General features: G+C 58.3%; 19 protein-coding genes. 8 read left to right on the top strand and 11 right to left on the bottom strand.

The features are described from left to right. Positions 1–21: 21 nt before the first annotated feature. Positions 22–780: a Nif3-like dinuclear metal center hexameric protein gene (locus ACMHYW_RS10570; RefSeq protein WP_027705910.1), complete on the bottom strand. Its 759-nt coding sequence runs from the start codon at positions 778–780 to the stop codon at positions 22–24. 179 nt (positions 781–959) lie between these two features. On the opposite strand from ACMHYW_RS10570, the gene ACMHYW_RS10575 reads away from it, so the two are divergent. Next, positions 960–2,387 carry a S1C family serine protease gene (locus ACMHYW_RS10575; RefSeq protein ID WP_414499882.1) on the top strand — a complete coding sequence of 476 codons (1,428 nt, stop codon included), beginning with the start codon at positions 960–962 and terminating at the stop codon, positions 2,385–2,387. Between the two features lie 85 nt (positions 2,388–2,472). On the opposite strand, the gene hisD is transcribed toward ACMHYW_RS10575, so the two are convergent. The 9 genes from hisD to ACMHYW_RS10620 all read right to left on the bottom strand — a co-directional run bounded on the left by hisD (position 2,473) and on the right by ACMHYW_RS10620 (position 9,636). After that, positions 2,473–3,795 carry a histidinol dehydrogenase gene (hisD, locus tag ACMHYW_RS10580; RefSeq protein WP_414499883.1) on the bottom strand — a complete coding sequence of 441 codons (1,323 nt, stop codon included), beginning with the start codon at positions 3,793–3,795 and terminating at the stop codon, positions 2,473–2,475. A gap of 86 nt (positions 3,796–3,881) precedes the next feature. Next, positions 3,882–4,544 (bottom strand): ATP phosphoribosyltransferase, encoded by a 663-nt coding sequence (hisG, locus tag ACMHYW_RS10585; RefSeq protein WP_414499884.1) that lies wholly within the window; start codon positions 4,542–4,544, stop codon positions 3,882–3,884. Positions 4,545–4,647: 103 nt separating this feature from the next. Next, positions 4,648–5,904, bottom strand: a complete 1,257-nt coding sequence (gene murA, locus ACMHYW_RS10590) for a UDP-N-acetylglucosamine 1-carboxyvinyltransferase (protein WP_027705907.1) — start codon at positions 5,902–5,904, stop codon at positions 4,648–4,650. 77 nt (positions 5,905–5,981) lie between these two features. After that, a complete protein-coding gene (locus ACMHYW_RS10595; protein WP_027705906.1) occupies positions 5,982–6,224 on the bottom strand; it encodes a BolA family protein in 243 nt (80 codons plus the stop codon). Positions 6,225–6,364: 140 nt separating this feature from the next. Continuing rightward, complete coding sequence (locus ACMHYW_RS10600) at positions 6,365–6,694, bottom strand: lipid asymmetry maintenance protein MlaB (RefSeq protein ID WP_414499885.1); 330 nt, start codon at positions 6,692–6,694, stop codon at positions 6,365–6,367. A gap of 11 nt (positions 6,695–6,705) precedes the next feature. Beyond that, a complete protein-coding gene (locus tag ACMHYW_RS10605) occupies positions 6,706–7,374 on the bottom strand; it encodes a phospholipid-binding protein MlaC (RefSeq protein ID WP_414499886.1) in 669 nt (222 codons plus the stop codon). A 149-nt stretch (positions 7,375–7,523) separates the two neighbouring features. Further along, positions 7,524–8,042 carry an outer membrane lipid asymmetry maintenance protein MlaD gene (gene mlaD / locus ACMHYW_RS10610; protein WP_414499887.1) on the bottom strand — a complete coding sequence of 173 codons (519 nt, stop codon included), beginning with the start codon at positions 8,040–8,042 and terminating at the stop codon, positions 7,524–7,526. Continuing rightward, a complete protein-coding gene (gene mlaE / locus ACMHYW_RS10615; protein WP_051524118.1) occupies positions 8,039–8,824 on the bottom strand; it encodes a lipid asymmetry maintenance ABC transporter permease subunit MlaE in 786 nt (261 codons plus the stop codon). Before mlaE ends, mlaD begins: the two co-directional genes overlap by 4 nt. Then, complete coding sequence (locus tag ACMHYW_RS10620) at positions 8,824–9,636, bottom strand: ATP-binding cassette domain-containing protein (protein ID WP_414499888.1); 813 nt, start codon at positions 9,634–9,636, stop codon at positions 8,824–8,826. Before ACMHYW_RS10620 ends, mlaE begins: the two co-directional genes overlap by 1 nt. A gap of 402 nt (positions 9,637–10,038) precedes the next feature. On the opposite strand from ACMHYW_RS10620, the gene ACMHYW_RS10625 reads away from it, so the two are divergent. From ACMHYW_RS10625 to lptB, 5 genes are all read left to right on the top strand, one after another. Then, complete coding sequence (locus tag ACMHYW_RS10625; protein ID WP_414499889.1) at positions 10,039–11,010, top strand: KpsF/GutQ family sugar-phosphate isomerase; 972 nt, start codon at positions 10,039–10,041, stop codon at positions 11,008–11,010. Between the two features lie 125 nt (positions 11,011–11,135). Beyond that, a complete protein-coding gene (locus ACMHYW_RS10630; RefSeq protein ID WP_414499890.1) occupies positions 11,136–11,756 on the top strand; it encodes a KdsC family phosphatase in 621 nt (206 codons plus the stop codon). A gap of 93 nt (positions 11,757–11,849) precedes the next feature. Further along, a complete protein-coding gene (gene lptC, locus ACMHYW_RS10635) occupies positions 11,850–12,464 on the top strand; it encodes an LPS export ABC transporter periplasmic protein LptC (protein WP_414499891.1) in 615 nt (204 codons plus the stop codon). Positions 12,465–12,489: 25 nt separating this feature from the next. Then, positions 12,490–13,017, top strand: coding sequence for a lipopolysaccharide transport periplasmic protein LptA (gene lptA / locus ACMHYW_RS10640; protein WP_414499892.1), 528 nt, complete (start codon positions 12,490–12,492; stop codon positions 13,015–13,017). A gap of 132 nt (positions 13,018–13,149) precedes the next feature. After that, positions 13,150–13,875 (top strand): LPS export ABC transporter ATP-binding protein, encoded by a 726-nt coding sequence (lptB, locus tag ACMHYW_RS10645; RefSeq protein WP_027705900.1) that lies wholly within the window; start codon positions 13,150–13,152, stop codon positions 13,873–13,875. A gap of 92 nt (positions 13,876–13,967) precedes the next feature. On the opposite strand, the gene ACMHYW_RS10650 is transcribed toward lptB, so the two are convergent. Beyond that, positions 13,968–14,195 (bottom strand): hypothetical protein, encoded by a 228-nt coding sequence (locus ACMHYW_RS10650; protein WP_414499893.1) that lies wholly within the window; start codon positions 14,193–14,195, stop codon positions 13,968–13,970. 371 nt (positions 14,196–14,566) lie between these two features. On the opposite strand from ACMHYW_RS10650, the gene ACMHYW_RS10655 reads away from it, so the two are divergent. Together ACMHYW_RS10655 and hpf are read left to right on the top strand one after the other, a co-directional pair. Then, positions 14,567–16,009, top strand: a complete 1,443-nt coding sequence (locus ACMHYW_RS10655; protein WP_414499894.1) for an RNA polymerase factor sigma-54 — start codon at positions 14,567–14,569, stop codon at positions 16,007–16,009. A 156-nt stretch (positions 16,010–16,165) separates the two neighbouring features. Then, a complete protein-coding gene (hpf, locus tag ACMHYW_RS10660; RefSeq protein WP_027705897.1) occupies positions 16,166–16,501 on the top strand; it encodes a ribosome hibernation-promoting factor, HPF/YfiA family in 336 nt (111 codons plus the stop codon). The last annotated feature ends 70 nt before the right edge of the window (positions 16,502–16,571 follow it).

The following is a 16,571-nucleotide window of genomic DNA, read 5'->3' on the forward strand; positions in this document are numbered from 1 at the left end:
AACGGCAGTCGGGGCTCTCACTCATACGGGGTTATCGATATCGACGAAACGATGTTCAACGCCGGTATCGCGTGCTAGCCAGTTACCCAGTTCGCGGATACCTGCTCGCTCGGTAGCATGATGCCCTGCGGCAAAATAGCTGATACCCAGTTCGCGTGCGATATGCGTGGTTCGTTCAGAAATTTCGCCCGAAACGAAGGCATCTGCACCGTTCTGCCATGCCAGCTCGATCATGTCCTGAGCTGCACCAGTGCACCAGCAGATGGTCTGAATGGGACGCTGATGCGCCTGAATGACCAACGGCGCACGCCCCAGACGTGCTTCCAGCTTGGCCGCCAGCGTATCGTGCTCGAACGGCTTCGATGTACGGCCTTTCCAGACCACACCACGCCCGACCGGACCGTCCAGCACGTGTGTGCGGTACCACGCCATTTCTGCACCCAGCTGAGCGTTGTTCCCCATGTCAGGATGAGCGTCCAGCGGCAAATGATAAGCGACAAGGTTGATGTCGTGTTTGATCAGTGCACGCAGGCGGTGATAGCGCATGCCCGTTACCGTGCTGGGTTCGTTCTTCCAGAAGAAGCCGTGATGCACCAGCACCATGTCAGCCCCCCAGGCAACGGCTTCATCCAATAGCGCCTGACAGGCCGTGACGCCCGTCATCACCTTGCGAACCTCACGCCGACCTTCGACCTGTAACCCATTGACGGTGTAGTCCTTGAAGGCCTCTGGTTCGAGCAGAGTATCCATTCGCTGGATCAACTCATCTCGCAACATGATCGTGCTCCTTGCGGTTGTCTGTTGGGAATGCGGGCAGACAGCCCTTCCCCCCAATGATAAACTGAAATCGTTATGGCACGCCGCCTGTTGCCGGGCATCGCCATTCGAATCGCGGTGTCTCTTGCCCGTCCTGCCTGCAAGAGCACTTATGTCACACCGACCAACATGCAGGACATTCCATGCGCCGACTGCTGGTTTCTCTCTTCTGGCCCGTACTGTGCGGGTTGCTTATCGCCCTGATCGTTCTCGACAGATATCCTGCCTGGCTAAGCCGAATGGGGGGCGGTAACACATCATCACCGCACGCGGTCACCCTGAGTACAGACCCTCATTCGCCGCCGGTGTTCATCGCCTCGGGGTCGCATCCACAAGGCTATGCCAGCGCCGTGGAACGCGCGGCACCGGCCGTCGTCAGCGTCTATTCGCTCAGTTCGAAGAACGATGAGCAGAGCGCCTCGACTGACGGTTCAGTAGACAGCCATCGCAACACGCTGCGCAATGACCCATTGTATCGACGGTTCGTCGATCAGCATGACCCCAGTGTCACTCCAGCATCACCTGCCCGCACCTCGACCGATCACACCACGCGCACTGAAGCGACAGATTCGACTACGGCCGAAAAGGATGCCGCCGCTCTTCATATCGACAATGTTGGCTCTGGCGTCATTCTAAGCGATAAAGGCTACATTCTGACCAATCAGCATGTCATTCGCGATGCCGATGACATCAGGGTAGCATTGCGTGACGGACGCGAAGCCACCGCTACGGTGGTTGGCGTCGACTCAGATACCGACTTGGCCGTTCTCAAGATCACACTTGATGCGCTGCCCACCATCACCGTCGCGGAAGCCAACAGCATCCACGTCGGCGATATCGCGCTGGCGATCGGCAATCCGTTCAATTTTGGCCAGACCGTAACCATGGGCATCATCAGTGCCACAGGCCGCAGTCAGGTCGGCGTCAACGCCTATGAGAATTTCATTCAGACCGATGCTGCCATCAACCCGGGCAATTCCGGCGGCGCGCTGATCAATACCGATGGCGAACTGGTCGGCATCAACACGGTGATCTTCACGCGCTCCGGCGGTGCACAGGGGATCAGCTTTGCCATTCCCTCAAGCATCGCGCATGAAGTGCTTGATGACATTGTCACGACCGGCTATGTGCGCCGCGGCTGGATCGGTATGGACGCTCGCAGCGTACCGTTGCAACTGGCACGCTCATTCAACCTCAACGCCCCCAGCGCTTTGGTCGTGACCAACGTGTTTCCCGATACGCCCGCCGATAAGGCCGGGCTGAAAGCGGGCGACATGATTCTGTCGATCAATGATACGCCGCTGATCGACACCCAGCAGGCCATCATCAACATCACTCAGTTGCACCCGGGCACCCCGGTCAAGCTGCGCCTGTTCCGTGATGGCAGCTCACGTGATGTGGTGATTCACGTTGGCGTGCGTCCTACCAATACGCCGCTGATCCTCAACCACACCCTCAACGGCGCTACGCAGGAAGAAGCGAGCCCCTCGGCAAGCGCTGACGATGCCACGTCACCGTCGGCCTCGCACATGCCATCATCGGCCGCCACATCCAACGTATCGCTGCACTGATCGTCTATCCCCGCGTGACACATACATGTGCCATAAACGACAAGGCCTCCCATTGGGAGGCCTTGTTGCATGCACTACGAAACGCTCAGCGTTTGAGACGGTTTTCAGCAGAACGGGCGTGTGCCGTCAGCGATTCACCGTGCGCCATGACCGATGCGATACGTCCTAGCTTATCCGCACCTTCTGCAGAACACTTGATGATGGAAGAGCGTTTCTGGAAGTCGTATACGCTCAGCGGCGAAGAGAAGCGCGCCGTACCGGATGTCGGCAGAACGTGGTTCGGTCCCGCACAGTAGTCGCCCAGCGCTTCCGCCGTATAGCGGCCCATGAAGATGGCCCCAGCATGACGAATGCTGCCCAGCCACTCGTCAGGGTCTTCGACAGACAGTTCAAGGTGCTCCGGCGCAATGCGGTTGATCAGCTGGATAGCCTCTTCCTTGTCTGCCACCTTGATCAGTGCTCCGCGATCGCCCAGCGATGTAGAGATGATCTGTTTACGCGGCATGGTCGGCAGCTGCTTGTAGATGCTCTTCTCGACGGCGTCGATGTGCGCATCATCCCAGCTGATAAAGATGGCCTGCGCCAGCTCGTCGTGCTCAGCCTGCGAGAACAGGTCCATGGCCAACCAGTCAGGATCAGTACCGCCATCGGACACCACGAGGATTTCGGACGGGCCTGCGATCATGTCGATACCGCACTGACCGAATACGGCGCGTTTGGCCGTCGCCACATAGATGTTGCCCGGGCCAACGATTTTGTCGACGCGCGGCACGGTTTCGGTACCGTATGCCAAGGCTGCAACAGCCTGAGCACCACCAATGGCAAAGACCTTGGTCACGCCGGAAACGTAGGCGGCGGCCAATACCAGCTCGTTGACTTCGTCATTAGGCGTCGGCACAACCATCACCAACTCGGAAACACCAGCCACGTGAGCAGGCATGACGTTCATCAACACGGATGACGGATAAGCCGCTTTCCCGCCGGGCACGTAAACACCCACGCTGTCCAGCGGTGTCACTTTCTGGCCCAGCACGGTGCCGTCCGCTTCGGTGTACTGCCACCCTTCGGTACGCTGGTGTTCGTGGTAGGCACGAATGCGTTCTGCCGATGCATCGAGCGCCTGACGCTGTTCTTCGGGCAGATTGCGGTAAGCCGCGGCAAGGCGATCGACGTCCAGCATCAGGTCGCTCATGCTGTTAGCGCTGACGTGGTCAAAACGACGAGAGAACTCGACCAGAGCATCGTCACCCCGGTGTCGTACGGCATGAATGATGTCATCGACGCTTTTCTGAATATTGGCATCGGAAACACCTTCCCATGCCAACAAAGCATCCATACGAGCATCAAAATCGGCATCGCGGGAATCCAGTCTTACCGGGCCTCGCATATCCTGACCGTCACTATTCATGTCGTCTTACCTCTATATCGCTGTACATTGATTATGGTTATGGGTATTGCAGCAAAAGCGCTTTTCTTTAAGGCATTAACGCTTCTTTATGAATCTAACACCTCTTCGCGGCGACGTGCAGCTACTACTTGACGCAGATTATCAATGATAGGCTGCAAGCGCCCGTGATTCATGGTCATCGATGCTTTATTGACAATTAGTCGCGTGCTGATTTCGGTAATCAATTCGCGCGGTTCCATGCCGTTGGCCCGCAGCGTATTACCGGTATCGACGATATCGACGATCTCATCGGCCAAGTTCATGATCGGGGCCAGCTCCATCGCGCCGTACAGCTTGATGATGTCGGCTTGGATGCCCTGACGCGCATAGTAATCGCGAGCAATATTGACGAACTTGGTGGCCACACGGCGGCGGCTATGACGCGGGTTTTCATGCCCAACCATGCCCGCTGTCATCAGCTTGCAGCAAGCGATATCGAGGTCGATTGGTTCATAAACGCCCTCTGAACCGTGCTCAAGCAGCACGTCCTTGCCCGCCACGCCGATATCGGCAGCGCCTAGCTGGACGTAGGTCGGCACATCGGTAGCACGAATCACGATGATCTTGACGTCGTCCTGCTGGGTATCGAACAGTAGCTTGCGGCTACCTTCCAGCGGTTCTGCCAAGTGAACGCCCGCCTCGGCCAGCAGGGGGAGGGTTTCCTTGAGAATGCGGCCTTTGGACAAGGCAATGATCAGTGGTCTGCTCATTTGTAATTGTGTCTCTTCTTTTCCAGTACGTGCCCGGTTCCCGAATGAAAGAGCCCGGCGAATGGCCGGGCTCTTTCCTTTCTACAGGTAATGTTAACTAGGCTCAACCCGCAGTGCGACGGATATGCGCCCCCAGCATGCGCAATTTTTCCTCGATGCACTCGTAACCACGGTCGATGTGATAGATGCGATCGACCACGGTTTCCCCTTCTGCCGTCAGCGCGGCAATGACGAGACTCGCGGAGGCACGCAGGTCAGTCGCCATGACCGGAGCGCCAGACAGCTTCTCGACACCGTTAATGATCGCTGTATTGCCTTCCAGCGCGATGTCGGCGCCCATGCGGCAGAGTTCCTGCACGTGCATGAAACGGTTCTCGAAGATGGTTTCGATCACGCGGGAGTGCCCTTCCGCAACCGCATTCAGAGCCACGAACTGAGCCTGCATGTCGGTCGGGAATGCCGGATACGGTGCAGTGCGCAGACTAACGGCCTTGGGACGTTGCCCCTTCATGTCGAGCAGGATGCCTTGCTCGTTCACTTCAATATGGGCACCCGCTTCTTCCAGCTTGACCAGAACCGCTTCCAGCGTATCGGCACGCGCATCGCGCACCAGTACGCGGCCACGCGTGGCGGCGGCCGCCACCAAGAACGTGCCGCTTTCGATACGGTCAGGCATGACCGCGTATTTGCAGCCGTGCAGCGCATCGACGCCTTCGATGGTGATGGTGCTAGAGCCATGACCGGTGATCTTGGCGCCCATCGCAATAAGGCACTCGGCCAAGTCGACGATTTCCGGCTCGCGCGCAGCGTTTTCAAGCACGGTAGTGCCGTCTGCCAGCGTTGCGGCCATCAGCAGGTTTTCGGTACCGGTGACGGACGGCACGTCCATGACGATGCGAGCCCCTTTGAGGCGATCGGCACGTGCACGGATATAGCCGTTCTCAACGGTGATATCCGCGCCCATGGCTTCAAGGCCATGGATGTGGATATCAACGGGACGGCTGCCGATGGCACAGCCGCCCGGCAGCGATACGTCCGCTTCGCCGTAGTGCGCCAGCAGCGGCCCCAGCACGAGGATGGAGGCGCGCATCTTCTTGACCAGATCATACGGCGCGTGGCAGTGGTTGACCGCTCCGCCCAGCTGGATGCACATCTTTTCTTCCATCACGGGCTCAATGCCCATGCAGCCCAGCAGCTCCAGGGTCGTCGTAATGTCCTGCAGATGAGGCAAGTTGCTTATGGTGATCCGATCCTTGGTCAGCAAGGTCGCGGCCAGAATCGGCAGTGCTGCGTTCTTGGCGCCGGAGGTCCATACCTCACCGTTCAACGGCTGGCCGCCAGTAATGATCAACTTGTCCATGCATTAAATCCTGAAACGGAAATATCGTTCGAGAACGAGTAGCAATCCTGCTCCCGTTCTAAATGGGGCCCCACACATCAGGCGTTCAATTCTGCCCACTGTGTCGGCGTGAAAGTCTTAATCGAGAGGGCGTGGAGAGCGCCGCTCGCGATTTCATCGCTCAGAGCACTGTTAATCAGCTGCTGACGCTTCAGGCGCGACAGGTCACCGAACCGCTCGCCGATGGCGGTCACCTGGAAATTGCAGCCTTCGCCTTCGATAACGAAGGTACAGCCTTCGACGCGCTCTTCGAGCAGCGCTTTGACGTCTTCGGGTCGCATGGTAGTCAAATTCCTTGCAGCAGTAACAGAAAATCAGGCGGGCAGCGCATGCGCAAAACCCACTATTGCCGGCATGATAAACGAAAACGGGGGCCAGGCGCGATTGCGTGCCCAGCCCCCGCTCATGCTGCTTTGGTCTGTCAGCGTTCGGGAAGAATCCGGTTCAGCCCCGAAAGCGCCACCAGCGGCCGCATCTGTTCGGGAAGAAGGACATCCTTCAGCCGTAGCTGTCGTGCATTGAGTGCACGCCACCATTCCAGCACTACGGTCAGCGTAGCACTACTGGAGTGCTGTACACCGCGCGCGTCGATTGACACCGCCGTTTCCGGGGCTACCTGCTTCAGCAGCCGGCGGCCTTCGTCAGCCAGCAGTGCCGCCGTATCGAACGAGACCGGTCCTTGAAGACTGAGCACCTGCCGCCCAGCATCCATCGTGACCTGTCCCTGTTCCATTGTCGCCTGAGCGTTCATCGGCACCGTTCCTATTTGGACTGCTGGCTCTGCACTTCGTTCAGTGCCTGACCGCTGTCCCAATGGGAGATGACGGTATCGTAGTTGTTACCGTTCTGACGCATGGACTGATCGAACTGGTTGCGGAAGGTCAGGCCCAAGTTGATGCCATTGACGATCACGTTGATCACCTTCCATTCGCCGTTGCGCACGCCCATGGTGAACGATACAGGGTAATGTTTGCCGTCACCGGACGTCACGTCCAGCGCCACGTCGACCTGATCATCGTAGCGAGAGCGGAGCGCCGATGAAGCGACGTTAAGCGATTCATAATCGAAGCTAACCAACCCTTGCGTCAGGGTATCCAGTGCGGAATTCTGGAACGACTTCGCAAAGTCGGCCCGCTGCTGCACGGAAGCGCCGCGGTAGTACGGCCCCATCACGCGGGCAGAAATGTACGGGAAATCCGCGACCGGCACGATGGTCTGTTCGAGCAGCTGACGGAGTTCGCCCTGATGCTGGCGGTAATAGGCACTGCGCCCATCGACTTTCTGTTTCAGCTGGTCGATACGCTGGGTGACGATCTGCAGCGCCTGCTGGTCGTCGGCGGCCTGCGCAGTCATGCTGATCGCCATACCGAACAGCAGCATCATGCCGGCCAAAGCGGCCATGCCACGCTTGATCATAGTAAGTGACGCCATATCCTTTACCTCTATTTTAATAGGTGAGGAATCAAGTGATTCCTCAGTCCATTGATATCCCTGCAATCCATCAGGTTGAGACAGTAACACAGTCGGGCCGTTCAACTGACATGCACGCCGCGCTCCCCGCACGTCGCCCATGAAGCCCTTTACTGCTGCGCGCTACCGGTAGCGGCACTGCCACCTTTGCTCGCGCCTGACGTCAGGCTACTCACGACCTGCTGGATCAGTTTTTCCAGCACGATGGCATCCTGAACATCCTTGATTTCACCACCGTTCGGAATCGTCGCATCATCTAAACGAATCGGCTGAATCGCTAAATACTGATCCCCCAGCAGCCCTTGGGTCTGAATCATGACAGAACTGTCGGTGCCCAACTTGCCTATCAAACTGTTATCGAGCTTCATCGTGACGCGGGTACGGAAGTCGTCATTATCGCTGACCAAACTGATATCGCTGACGTGACCGATGGTCATCCCCGCGATGGTGACACGTGCACGCGGGCGCAACGAGCCGATATCGTGGAAGCTAGCCGCTACCGTATAGTCCTGCTTGTTCGAGGTCGGGGTCAGGCCACTGACCTGCAGCCCCAGATAGATCAGGCCGGCAAACGCCGCCAGTACGAAAAGCCCTACGCTACACTCGAGCCATCCTGTACGTTGTTTCATGCGAAATCTCCAAACATCAGTGCGGTCAACAGGAAGTCGAGTCCCAGCACCGCCAGTGACCCGTAGACAACCGTACGCGTAGTGGCACGGGAAATACCTTCGGACGTGGGCACAAGGTCATAGCCCTGAAAGACGGCGATCCAAGTGATGACCGCGCCAAACACCACGCTCTTGACCAGCACTCCGCGCACGATATCGTGCATGAAGTCGACGCTGCTCTGCATGTTGCCCCAGAACGCGCCCGAATAACCACCCAGCCACTGCACACCCACCAAATAGCCGCCATAGATACCAACCACGGCGAAGATGATGCTCAGCAGTGGCATCGAAATCAGCCCCGCCCAGAAGCGTGGCGAGATGACCCGACGCAGCGGATCCACCCCGATCATTTCCATACTGCTGAGCTGTTCGGTGGCCTTCATCAAACCGATTTCTGCGGTGAGCGCCGAACCGGCACGTCCGGCAAACAGCAACGCTGCCACCACGGGTGCCAGTTCGCGCAGCAGCGAAAGCGCCACCATCTGACCCAGCGCCGCTTCAGCACCGAAGCTGATCAGGATCATATGGCCTTGCAGTGCAATGACCATCCCGATGAACAGTGCAGAAACCAGAATAATCGGCAGCGACAGCACCCCGACGAAATACATCTGGCGCAGCCACAGCCGAAACGATTCTCGGTGTGGCAGCCCGACCAGCGACTGCATCAGGAAGATGGCCGCACGGCCCAGCGCGGTTATCAGCGAGATGACGCCGCGCCCCAGCGCCTCTATGCGCTTCATCATCAGACCTTCTCCCCTGCGTCGAGCATGTCGTCACGGAAGCCAGGTGCCGGATAATGAAACGGCACCGGCCCATCAGGACGGCCATGCATGAATTGATCGACCCGCGGGTCCGCCTCCAGATTCAAGGCTTCGGGCGTTCCGTGGGCCATCACCTGCCCATTGGCGATCACATACACATAATCGGCAATCGATAGCGTTTCGGTGATGTCGTGCGACACGATGACGGAGGTCGCACCGAACGCCTTGTTCAGATCGTGGATCAGTTTAACCAGCACCCCTTTGGAAATAGGGTCCTGTCCGACGAACGGCTCATCGTACATGATGAGGTCAGGATCCAACGCAACGGCCCGCGCCAGCGCCACGCGCCGCGTCATCCCACCCGACAGCTCGGAAGGCATCAGATCACGCGCACCGCGCAGCCCAACGGCTTCCAGCTTCATCAATACCTGATCGCGAATCATGCTGTCAGGCAGCTGCGTGTGCACGCGCAGCGGAAATGCAACGTTCTCGAACACGCTTAGATCGGAAAACAGTGCACCGCTCTGAAACAGCATGCCCATCCGGCGCCTCATCATGAACAGAGCATGACGTGACAGGGCATGCACGTTCTGGCCGTCGATGCTAACAGTGCCCGTATCGGGCTGGAGCTGGCCGCCCATCAGTTTGAGCAGCGTGGTCTTGCCCGTACCGCTTGGCCCCATAATGGCAGTGATCTTGCCTTGTTCGATATCAAGGTCGATGCCCTGGAAGATTGCACGGCTTCCGCGTGAAAAATGGAGGTCTCTGACCTCGACAAGATGCGTCTGACTCATGCCTCTCCTATGTCTTTTGAGGGAAAGAAGCTCGAAAAACTGACCGCTTGTGGCGCTCGATGTTCCGTGGCCTCCCTCCGTGACATCCCTGCTCGACGCCCTGCAATTCGCGCCGAGCTGCTGCTATCCGAAGGCGTATATTCCCTATTGGAATCACACTGCCTGTAATCGAACATTGTATTCTATCCTGACATATTGCCGAAACCGATCTGTTTTCTATGGATCGCCTTCACCTTTGGGACGAGGCTGCGGTACGTGCACTTTGCATGGCTTTGCGTCAGGATACGCACCTAAGGTCGCCGTCCATCTTCTAAGAAAACGGAGAACGGCCTTGCGCATGTACTGCGCTATCAACGGATAGTGTCCATTCGCCCGATATCACTCAAGCGAGTACCCATTGCCATGACGACAGCCGACTTCCGGGCCAGCGCCCGCCGCACGCTTACGCTGGAGCAGGAGGCTATAGCCGCGCTTGTACCACGCCTAAATGAAGACTTCGACAAGGCCTGCACGCTGATTCTTGCCAGTCGCGGGCGCGTCGTCGTAAGTGGTATCGGCAAATCGGGCCATATCGGTCGCAAACTGGCGGCAACGCTGGCCAGCACGGGTACACCGGCATTCTTCTTGCACCCAGCGGAAGCCAGTCATGGCGATCTGGGCATGATGACCTCGGAAGACGTACTGGTTGCGCTGTCGAACTCGGGCGAGACCCAAGAAATCACGGCGCTGCTGCCACTGTTCAAACGCAAGGGCGTTCCGATCATTGCCATGACGGGGCGACGCGATTCCACGCTGAGCCGCCATGCCGATGCGTTTCTGGACGTCGGTGTTGAAAAGGAAGCCTGTCCGCTGAATCTGGCTCCGACCTCATCGACAACCGCAACGCTCGCACTGGGCGATGCACTGGCCATTGCCTTGCTAGAAGCCCGCGGTTTCAGCGCCAACGATTTTGCGCTGTCGCATCCGGGTGGCAGCCTTGGCAAGCAACTGTTGCTAACCGTCGGTGATGTCATGCATACCGGCGAAGCCATCCCGCGCGTGCCGCTAGCAACACCGCTGCGCGACACACTGTTCGAGATCACGCGCAAGGGGCTAGGATTTGCCTGTATCGTAGACCAGAACCAGCAGCTGTGCGGTATTTATACCGACGGCGATCTGCGTCGAACGCTGGATAAAGCCGCCGATTTTGCGACGTTGATCACCGATGATGTAATGACGCGTACACCGCTGACCGTTTCTGCCGATATGCTGGCTGCCGAAGCACTGCGTCTAATGGAAACGCGACGCATCACGGCGCTACCTGTAGTGGACGGCACTCAGCACTTGGTGGGTGCGCTGAAGCTGCAGGATCTGCTGACCAGCGGCATCGTATAAGCATCGTCATTTTCCGTCGGCATGGCGTCGTTCATGCCGACCTCATGTATATTCCCCATTCACTCTGCGTACGGGGCGGATGATCCTTCACGATGACCGCCTCTGCACTCAAAGGACACGACACCATGTCTCACGCGACCGGCTCAATGCCGCCACTGCCCTGCGACAAGCGTTCCACTCCTTTCAGCGCGGATGCGTTCGAACGCGCTCGCCATATCCGTCTGCTGGTACTGGACGTCGATGGCGTCATGACGCATGGCCACCTGCTCTATCAAGCAGACGGTCAGGAAAGCAAGCAGTTCAACACGCAGGACGGCCTCGGGCTGAAGCTTCTGGAAGAGCACGGCATTCAGATGGGCATCATCACCGGGCGCTGCTCGCCGATGGTGACGCTGCGTGCCAAAGAGTTGGGCATCACCCACCTCGAACAAGGCCGTCACGACAAAGGCACCGCCCTCAAGGCGCTGGCCGATCAGCTGGGGCTGCCCCTTTCGGCCTGTGCCTACTGCGGCGATGATTTGCCGGATATAGGAGCTATCGTTAGCGCGGGGCTGGGTATCAGCGTACCGAACGCCCCTAGCTATGTGCGCGAGACAGCCGATCACGTCACGGGGCGTGCGGGCGGAGACGGTGCCGTACGCGAATTATGTGAACTTCTACTGCAGGCACAGGGTCATTGGGAAGGTATCATGGCGCGCTATGCAGGCAAGAGCGCCGAGAAGAAGGTGCCCGACTTTTCCGGTTAAGCCGATTGGACAGCGCCGATATCCTGACCGATACCTTAAGTCAGGAAGCGGTCGATAGGGCCGTCTACGCTGTCACTGTTGCAAGGATTTTTGATGATACGCTGGATTCGTGACAACACCACTCGCGTGGTCATCCTGTTTGTGATCGTGCTGGTCGGCATCGTGCTGGCCTTCGTCGATCAGTTCAACTCAGGCACACAGGAGAGCCAACTGCCCTCCGTCCCCGAGGGGCAGCCTGACTATGTTCTTGAACAGGCCAACTTTGTGCGCTTCGATGCGCAGGGGAAACGCTACCAGAGCATGACCTCACCGCACGTGGCACATATGCCTGACGCGCAACAGACCACGGCCACCGATCCGCGCATCGACATCGTGGACGATGCGGCACGGCTATGGAACATTTCCGGCCAGCAGGCCACGATGACCGAAGACGGCACCCGCATCACGCTGTCGGGCAATGCCAAGGCCGTTGCGCCCAGCGAACAGTGGCGGCTGGAGACGGCCACGCTGAACTACGACCGCGGCCAAGACAAGATCTGGAGCGACACCGATTCCCGCTTCTTTCAAGCGGATCAAACTATGCGCAGCGACCGTTTCGAAGCGCTACTGACGCCGAAGACCGTTACACTGACCGGCAACGTCCAGGGGGTCATTCCCCCGACCGCACGCCAGGCCTCATCGGACACCGATACCGCTGACGCCCCATGAATCTGATGTTTCGAGGAATGACTTCATGTCCATTCGTTGGTTGACCCCATTGATGGCCGCCGTCGGCATTGCCGCTGGCCTGACCACCACTTCCACACTGGCACTGGACAGCGACGCTCGCCAGCCCATCCGCGTCTCGGCCGGCCAACTGCAGCTCGACGACCGCAATGGCTCAGCCATCTACAGCGGTACCGTGCATATCGAACAGGGCAGCATGAAGCTGGATGCCGATCAGGTCGTGCTGACCCGTAGCGCCGCTGGCGGTCTGTCGACCATGCGCGCAACGGGCAAAGGCAAGCGTGCCTATATCGAGCAGAAACCAAGCCCACAGGAAGGTCTGGTCAAGGGCTGGGGTGACACCATCGTCTACAGTGCTGACAGCCGCAAGGTCGAGCTGATCGGTCATGCCGAGCTTCACCGCGGCACCGACACCTTCACGGGTGCCTATGTGCAGTACTTCATGAATACCCGTCAGGTACAAGCGCAAGGGGCAGGCAAGAACAATACGGGCAGTGGCCGCATCGAAATGACCATTTCACCGGATGCCCGCTGATCGTCACGAGTACGATATGCTCCAGCGCGGGCATGTCATTCAGGCCGGCCGTACGCGCCGGCATGTACACACGGCGTTGACCGGCACTACCCGGCCAATGCCTGCTGGTAGTCTCAAGGAATTAAGCCCGCGATGAAGACCCTCTACGCAACGCATCTGGCCAAAAGCTTCAAGAAACGCCGCGTCGTGCAAGATATCAGTCTCTCCATTTCGCAAGGTGAGATCGTCGGCCTGCTCGGCCCCAACGGTGCTGGCAAGACCACATCGTTCTACATGATCGTCGGACTTATACAGGCCGACGCTGGCGAAGTGCGCATCGACGATGTAGACCTGTCGCGCCGCCCGATGCATGAACGCGCACGCGCGGGCATTGGCTACCTGCCGCAGGAAGCGTCGATCTTCCGCAAGCTGTCGGTGGCAGATAACATTCTGGCGATCCTGGAAACACGCAAGGACCTTACGCGTCAGCAGCGCCACGAGCATCTGGATGCGCTGCTGAAGGAATTCAGCATTACGCATATCCGCGACAATATGGGGATGAGCCTGTCCGGGGGGGAGCGTCGCCGCGTCGAGATCGCGCGCGCACTGGCCATGGACCCTGCGTTCATTCTGCTTGATGAACCGTTCGCGGGCGTTGACCCCATCTCGGTGGGTGAAATCAAGGACATCATTCGCCAGCTGCGCGACCGCGGCATCGGCATCCTGATTACCGATCACAACGTGCGCGAAACGCTGGATATCTGCAACAACGCTTACATCGTGGGCGATGGCAAGATCATTGCCGAAGGCGATGCCGATACCATCTTGGCCAACCAGCACGTCCGCGACGTGTATCTGGGTCACGAATTCCAGCTGTAGCCGCCCTCTCTCGTCAGACCATAAGCGCTGCCGCCCGATCACCACGTACGATCGGGCGGCAGCGCTTATGCATATGGGGTGTACGCTCTCGCTCAGCCTTCGGAAGGCAGCAGGCGGGGGCGCGCAAAGGTGACCAACTCCGCAAACGTCGGCACCTTGCCATCATTGATCTCATCGTATTCCAGTGCAAAGCGGCGCAGCTGCTTGCGGTGCTCGTTGCTCAGTTCGACTTCACATGCCGTCAGCACGCGATCCAGCGCACTTTGATCGGACAGGTCGACGGGTTGCTGGGAACGTGGGTCATTACGGTCGATAGTCATGCTGCACCTCCAGGGGTACTGTGGGCATTTTATTGAGTCAAGGAAGCCCCAAGCCAGATCGTGGTTGGGTTTCCACCTCACCTGTATCTTTGTGTACCCTCACGTATAAAAGGGCTTTGCCTAGGAATCAATCCCTGCTCGACCAATGCATCATGCCCTCCTGCTGCTATCTCGTTCCTTTTTGAAAGCCTTTCAGCCATCGTTCAGAATGGATATCCCGTTCTATCTGTCTGACGATCAAGGAGATCACCCTCTTTACCGGCAAGCTGGCATGTTTCTTGCCGGAATTTAAGAGAGGGGGCTTGCATCCGCAGCGCGAAGCGATATAGCGTAAGAATCGTATTGGTGATATCGCCCAGGTTGCTACAACAATGATGACACCCTCTCTGCAACTCAATATCGGCGCTCACCTCACGATGACGCCACAATTACAGCAGGCCATTCACCTGCTGCAGCTTTCGACACTCGACCTCCGCCGTGAGATTGAGTTGGCCGTAGAGCACAACCCCATGCTGATGCTCGTTGATACCTTCGACGACGCGTACGAACTCGCACTCGAAGATGATTGGAGCGCTGCCGAGAATACGGACAGCGAAGAGTCGTTCGACGATGCGGGCATCGACGAAGAGCGTGAGGGCATGCTGGCCGAGGGGCTGATCAATCCAACGGCGCCGTCATCTGGCGGTACCGAAGGCCCCGATATCGAACGCAATGCACGTGAAGAAACGCTCAAGGACGTGCTGTATCGTCAGGCCTCGCTGCTGCCGCTCAATGATCAGCAGCAGCTCATTGCCGATGCGCTTATCGACGCCCTCGATGAGCGCGGCTATCTGAGCCAGCCGCTGAACGAACTGCGCGATGGTCTCAATGCCCAGTTGCGCGAACCGGTTAGCGATACCGACATGCACACGGTGCTCGGCCAGCTGCAACAGCTCGAACCGACCGGCGTTTTCGCCCGCGATCTGTCCGAATGCCTGCTACTACAGCTCAACACGCTGCCCAGCGATACACCGCTGCTGCCACAGGCTCGGCGTTTGGTGCGCCAGTTCCTAGAGATTCTGGCCGCGCACGACTTCAAACGGCTCAAGCGTCGGCTCACGCTGGACGATGAATCACTTGATGAGATCATCGCGATGATCCGACGGCTGGATCCGGCCCCAGGTCGGCTCTACAGCAGCGAAACGGACAACTACGTCATTCCGGATCTGGTGCTGCGTCGGCACCCACGCCAGGGCGGTGAAGTCGAGCTAAATCCGCTCGCGCTGCCCCGCGTGTCGCTGCACGATGAGTACGTGCACCTGATCCGGCGCGGCGATCGCAGCGAAGGCAATCAGTTCCTGCGTCATCACTTGCAGGAAGCACGCTGGCTGATGAAAAGCCTGAGCAGTCGCAACGACACCCTGCTCAAGGTGGGACGAGAGATCATCCGTCGCCAGCATGCGTTCCTTGACCATGGTGAAGAAGCAATGAAGCCGTTAGTGCTGGCCGACATCGCGGAAGTGGTCGGGCTGCACGAGTCCACGGTCTCACGCGTGACAACGCAGAAATACATTCACACCCCACGCGGGCTGTTCGAGCTAAAGCATTTCTTCTCAAGCCATGTGGGCCAGGCAGGCGATGCGCACTCCAGCACTGCGATCCGCGCCAAGCTGAAGAAGCTGATCGCACAGGAGCCGCCTCATAAGCCACTGTCGGATGCTCGGCTGGTGGCACTGCTTGCCGAAGATGACATCACGGTTGCACGACGCACGGTCGCGAAGTATCGTGAATCTATGGGTATTCCAGCGTCCAGTGAGCGCAAGCGACTGGCGTGAGATGAGATAACAGCATGTGATCAGGCGGCACGGAACGTTCCGGCCAATTACGGATCACATTGGTATCAGGCCAGTGTTTGGCTACACTCGAAAAGTATGGGAACGTACAGGAGGTACCTTCCCATGCGGTTCTCACACCCGAAGAAGGAGAGTGCCATGCAGGTCAACATCACAGGACATCACATCGAACTGACCTCTGCCCTGCGCGACTATGTCGAACAGAAGCTCGCTCGACTGGTACGCCATGACGCGCGCATCATCCAGACCCACGTGACGCTGTCCGTCGAGAAGGAACGCCAGACGGCAGCCTGCACCCTGAAAACCGCGGGTGCGGAGCTTCACAGCGAAGCCACGCTGAACGACATGTACGCGGCGATCGACGCCATGGCTGACAAGCTGGACCGCCAGCTGCTCAAACAGAAAGACAAGCAGCAGCTTCACTCTCATGAACGCGCCGCCAGCGTAGCTCCCGCTGACGAACTGGACGCCTGATCGGTTTCAGAGCGCTCCGCGCCGACACTTCTTGCAAAAAAGGCATGCTCCGGCATGCCTTTTTCATTTC

Source organism: Zymobacter sp. IVIA_12111.31 C1, from assembly GCF_047495495.1.
In the GTDB taxonomy this organism is placed as follows: domain Bacteria; phylum Pseudomonadota; class Gammaproteobacteria; order Pseudomonadales; family Halomonadaceae; genus Zymobacter.

Coding starts and splice junctions, on each gene's coding strand:
- ACMHYW_RS10575 (WP_414499882.1), top strand. CDS start 960: ATGCGCCGACTGCTGGTTTCTCTCTTCTGGCCCGTACTGTGCGGGTTG.
- hisD (WP_414499883.1), bottom strand. CDS start 3,795: ATGAATAGTGACGGTCAGGATATGCGAGGCCCGGTAAGACTGGATTCC.
- hisG (WP_414499884.1), bottom strand. CDS start 4,544: ATGAGCAGACCACTGATCATTGCCTTGTCCAAAGGCCGCATTCTCAAG.
- murA (WP_027705907.1), bottom strand. CDS start 5,904: ATGGACAAGTTGATCATTACTGGCGGCCAGCCGTTGAACGGTGAGGTA.
- ACMHYW_RS10595 (WP_027705906.1), bottom strand. CDS start 6,224: ATGCGACCCGAAGACGTCAAAGCGCTGCTCGAAGAGCGCGTCGAAGGC.
- ACMHYW_RS10600 (WP_414499885.1), bottom strand. CDS start 6,694: ATGAACGCTCAGGCGACAATGGAACAGGGACAGGTCACGATGGATGCT.
- ACMHYW_RS10605 (WP_414499886.1), bottom strand. CDS start 7,374: ATGGCGTCACTTACTATGATCAAGCGTGGCATGGCCGCTTTGGCCGGC.
- mlaD (WP_414499887.1), bottom strand. CDS start 8,042: ATGAAACAACGTACAGGATGGCTCGAGTGTAGCGTAGGGCTTTTCGTA.
- mlaE (WP_051524118.1), bottom strand. CDS start 8,824: ATGATGAAGCGCATAGAGGCGCTGGGGCGCGGCGTCATCTCGCTGATA.
- ACMHYW_RS10620 (WP_414499888.1), bottom strand. CDS start 9,636: ATGAGTCAGACGCATCTTGTCGAGGTCAGAGACCTCCATTTTTCACGC.
- ACMHYW_RS10625 (WP_414499889.1), top strand. CDS start 10,039: ATGACGACAGCCGACTTCCGGGCCAGCGCCCGCCGCACGCTTACGCTG.
- ACMHYW_RS10630 (WP_414499890.1), top strand. CDS start 11,136: ATGTCTCACGCGACCGGCTCAATGCCGCCACTGCCCTGCGACAAGCGT.
- lptC (WP_414499891.1), top strand. CDS start 11,850: ATGATACGCTGGATTCGTGACAACACCACTCGCGTGGTCATCCTGTTT.
- lptA (WP_414499892.1), top strand. CDS start 12,490: ATGTCCATTCGTTGGTTGACCCCATTGATGGCCGCCGTCGGCATTGCC.
- lptB (WP_027705900.1), top strand. CDS start 13,150: ATGAAGACCCTCTACGCAACGCATCTGGCCAAAAGCTTCAAGAAACGC.
- ACMHYW_RS10650 (WP_414499893.1), bottom strand. CDS start 14,195: ATGACTATCGACCGTAATGACCCACGTTCCCAGCAACCCGTCGACCTG.
- ACMHYW_RS10655 (WP_414499894.1), top strand. CDS start 14,567: ATGATGACACCCTCTCTGCAACTCAATATCGGCGCTCACCTCACGATG.
- hpf (WP_027705897.1), top strand. CDS start 16,166: ATGCAGGTCAACATCACAGGACATCACATCGAACTGACCTCTGCCCTG.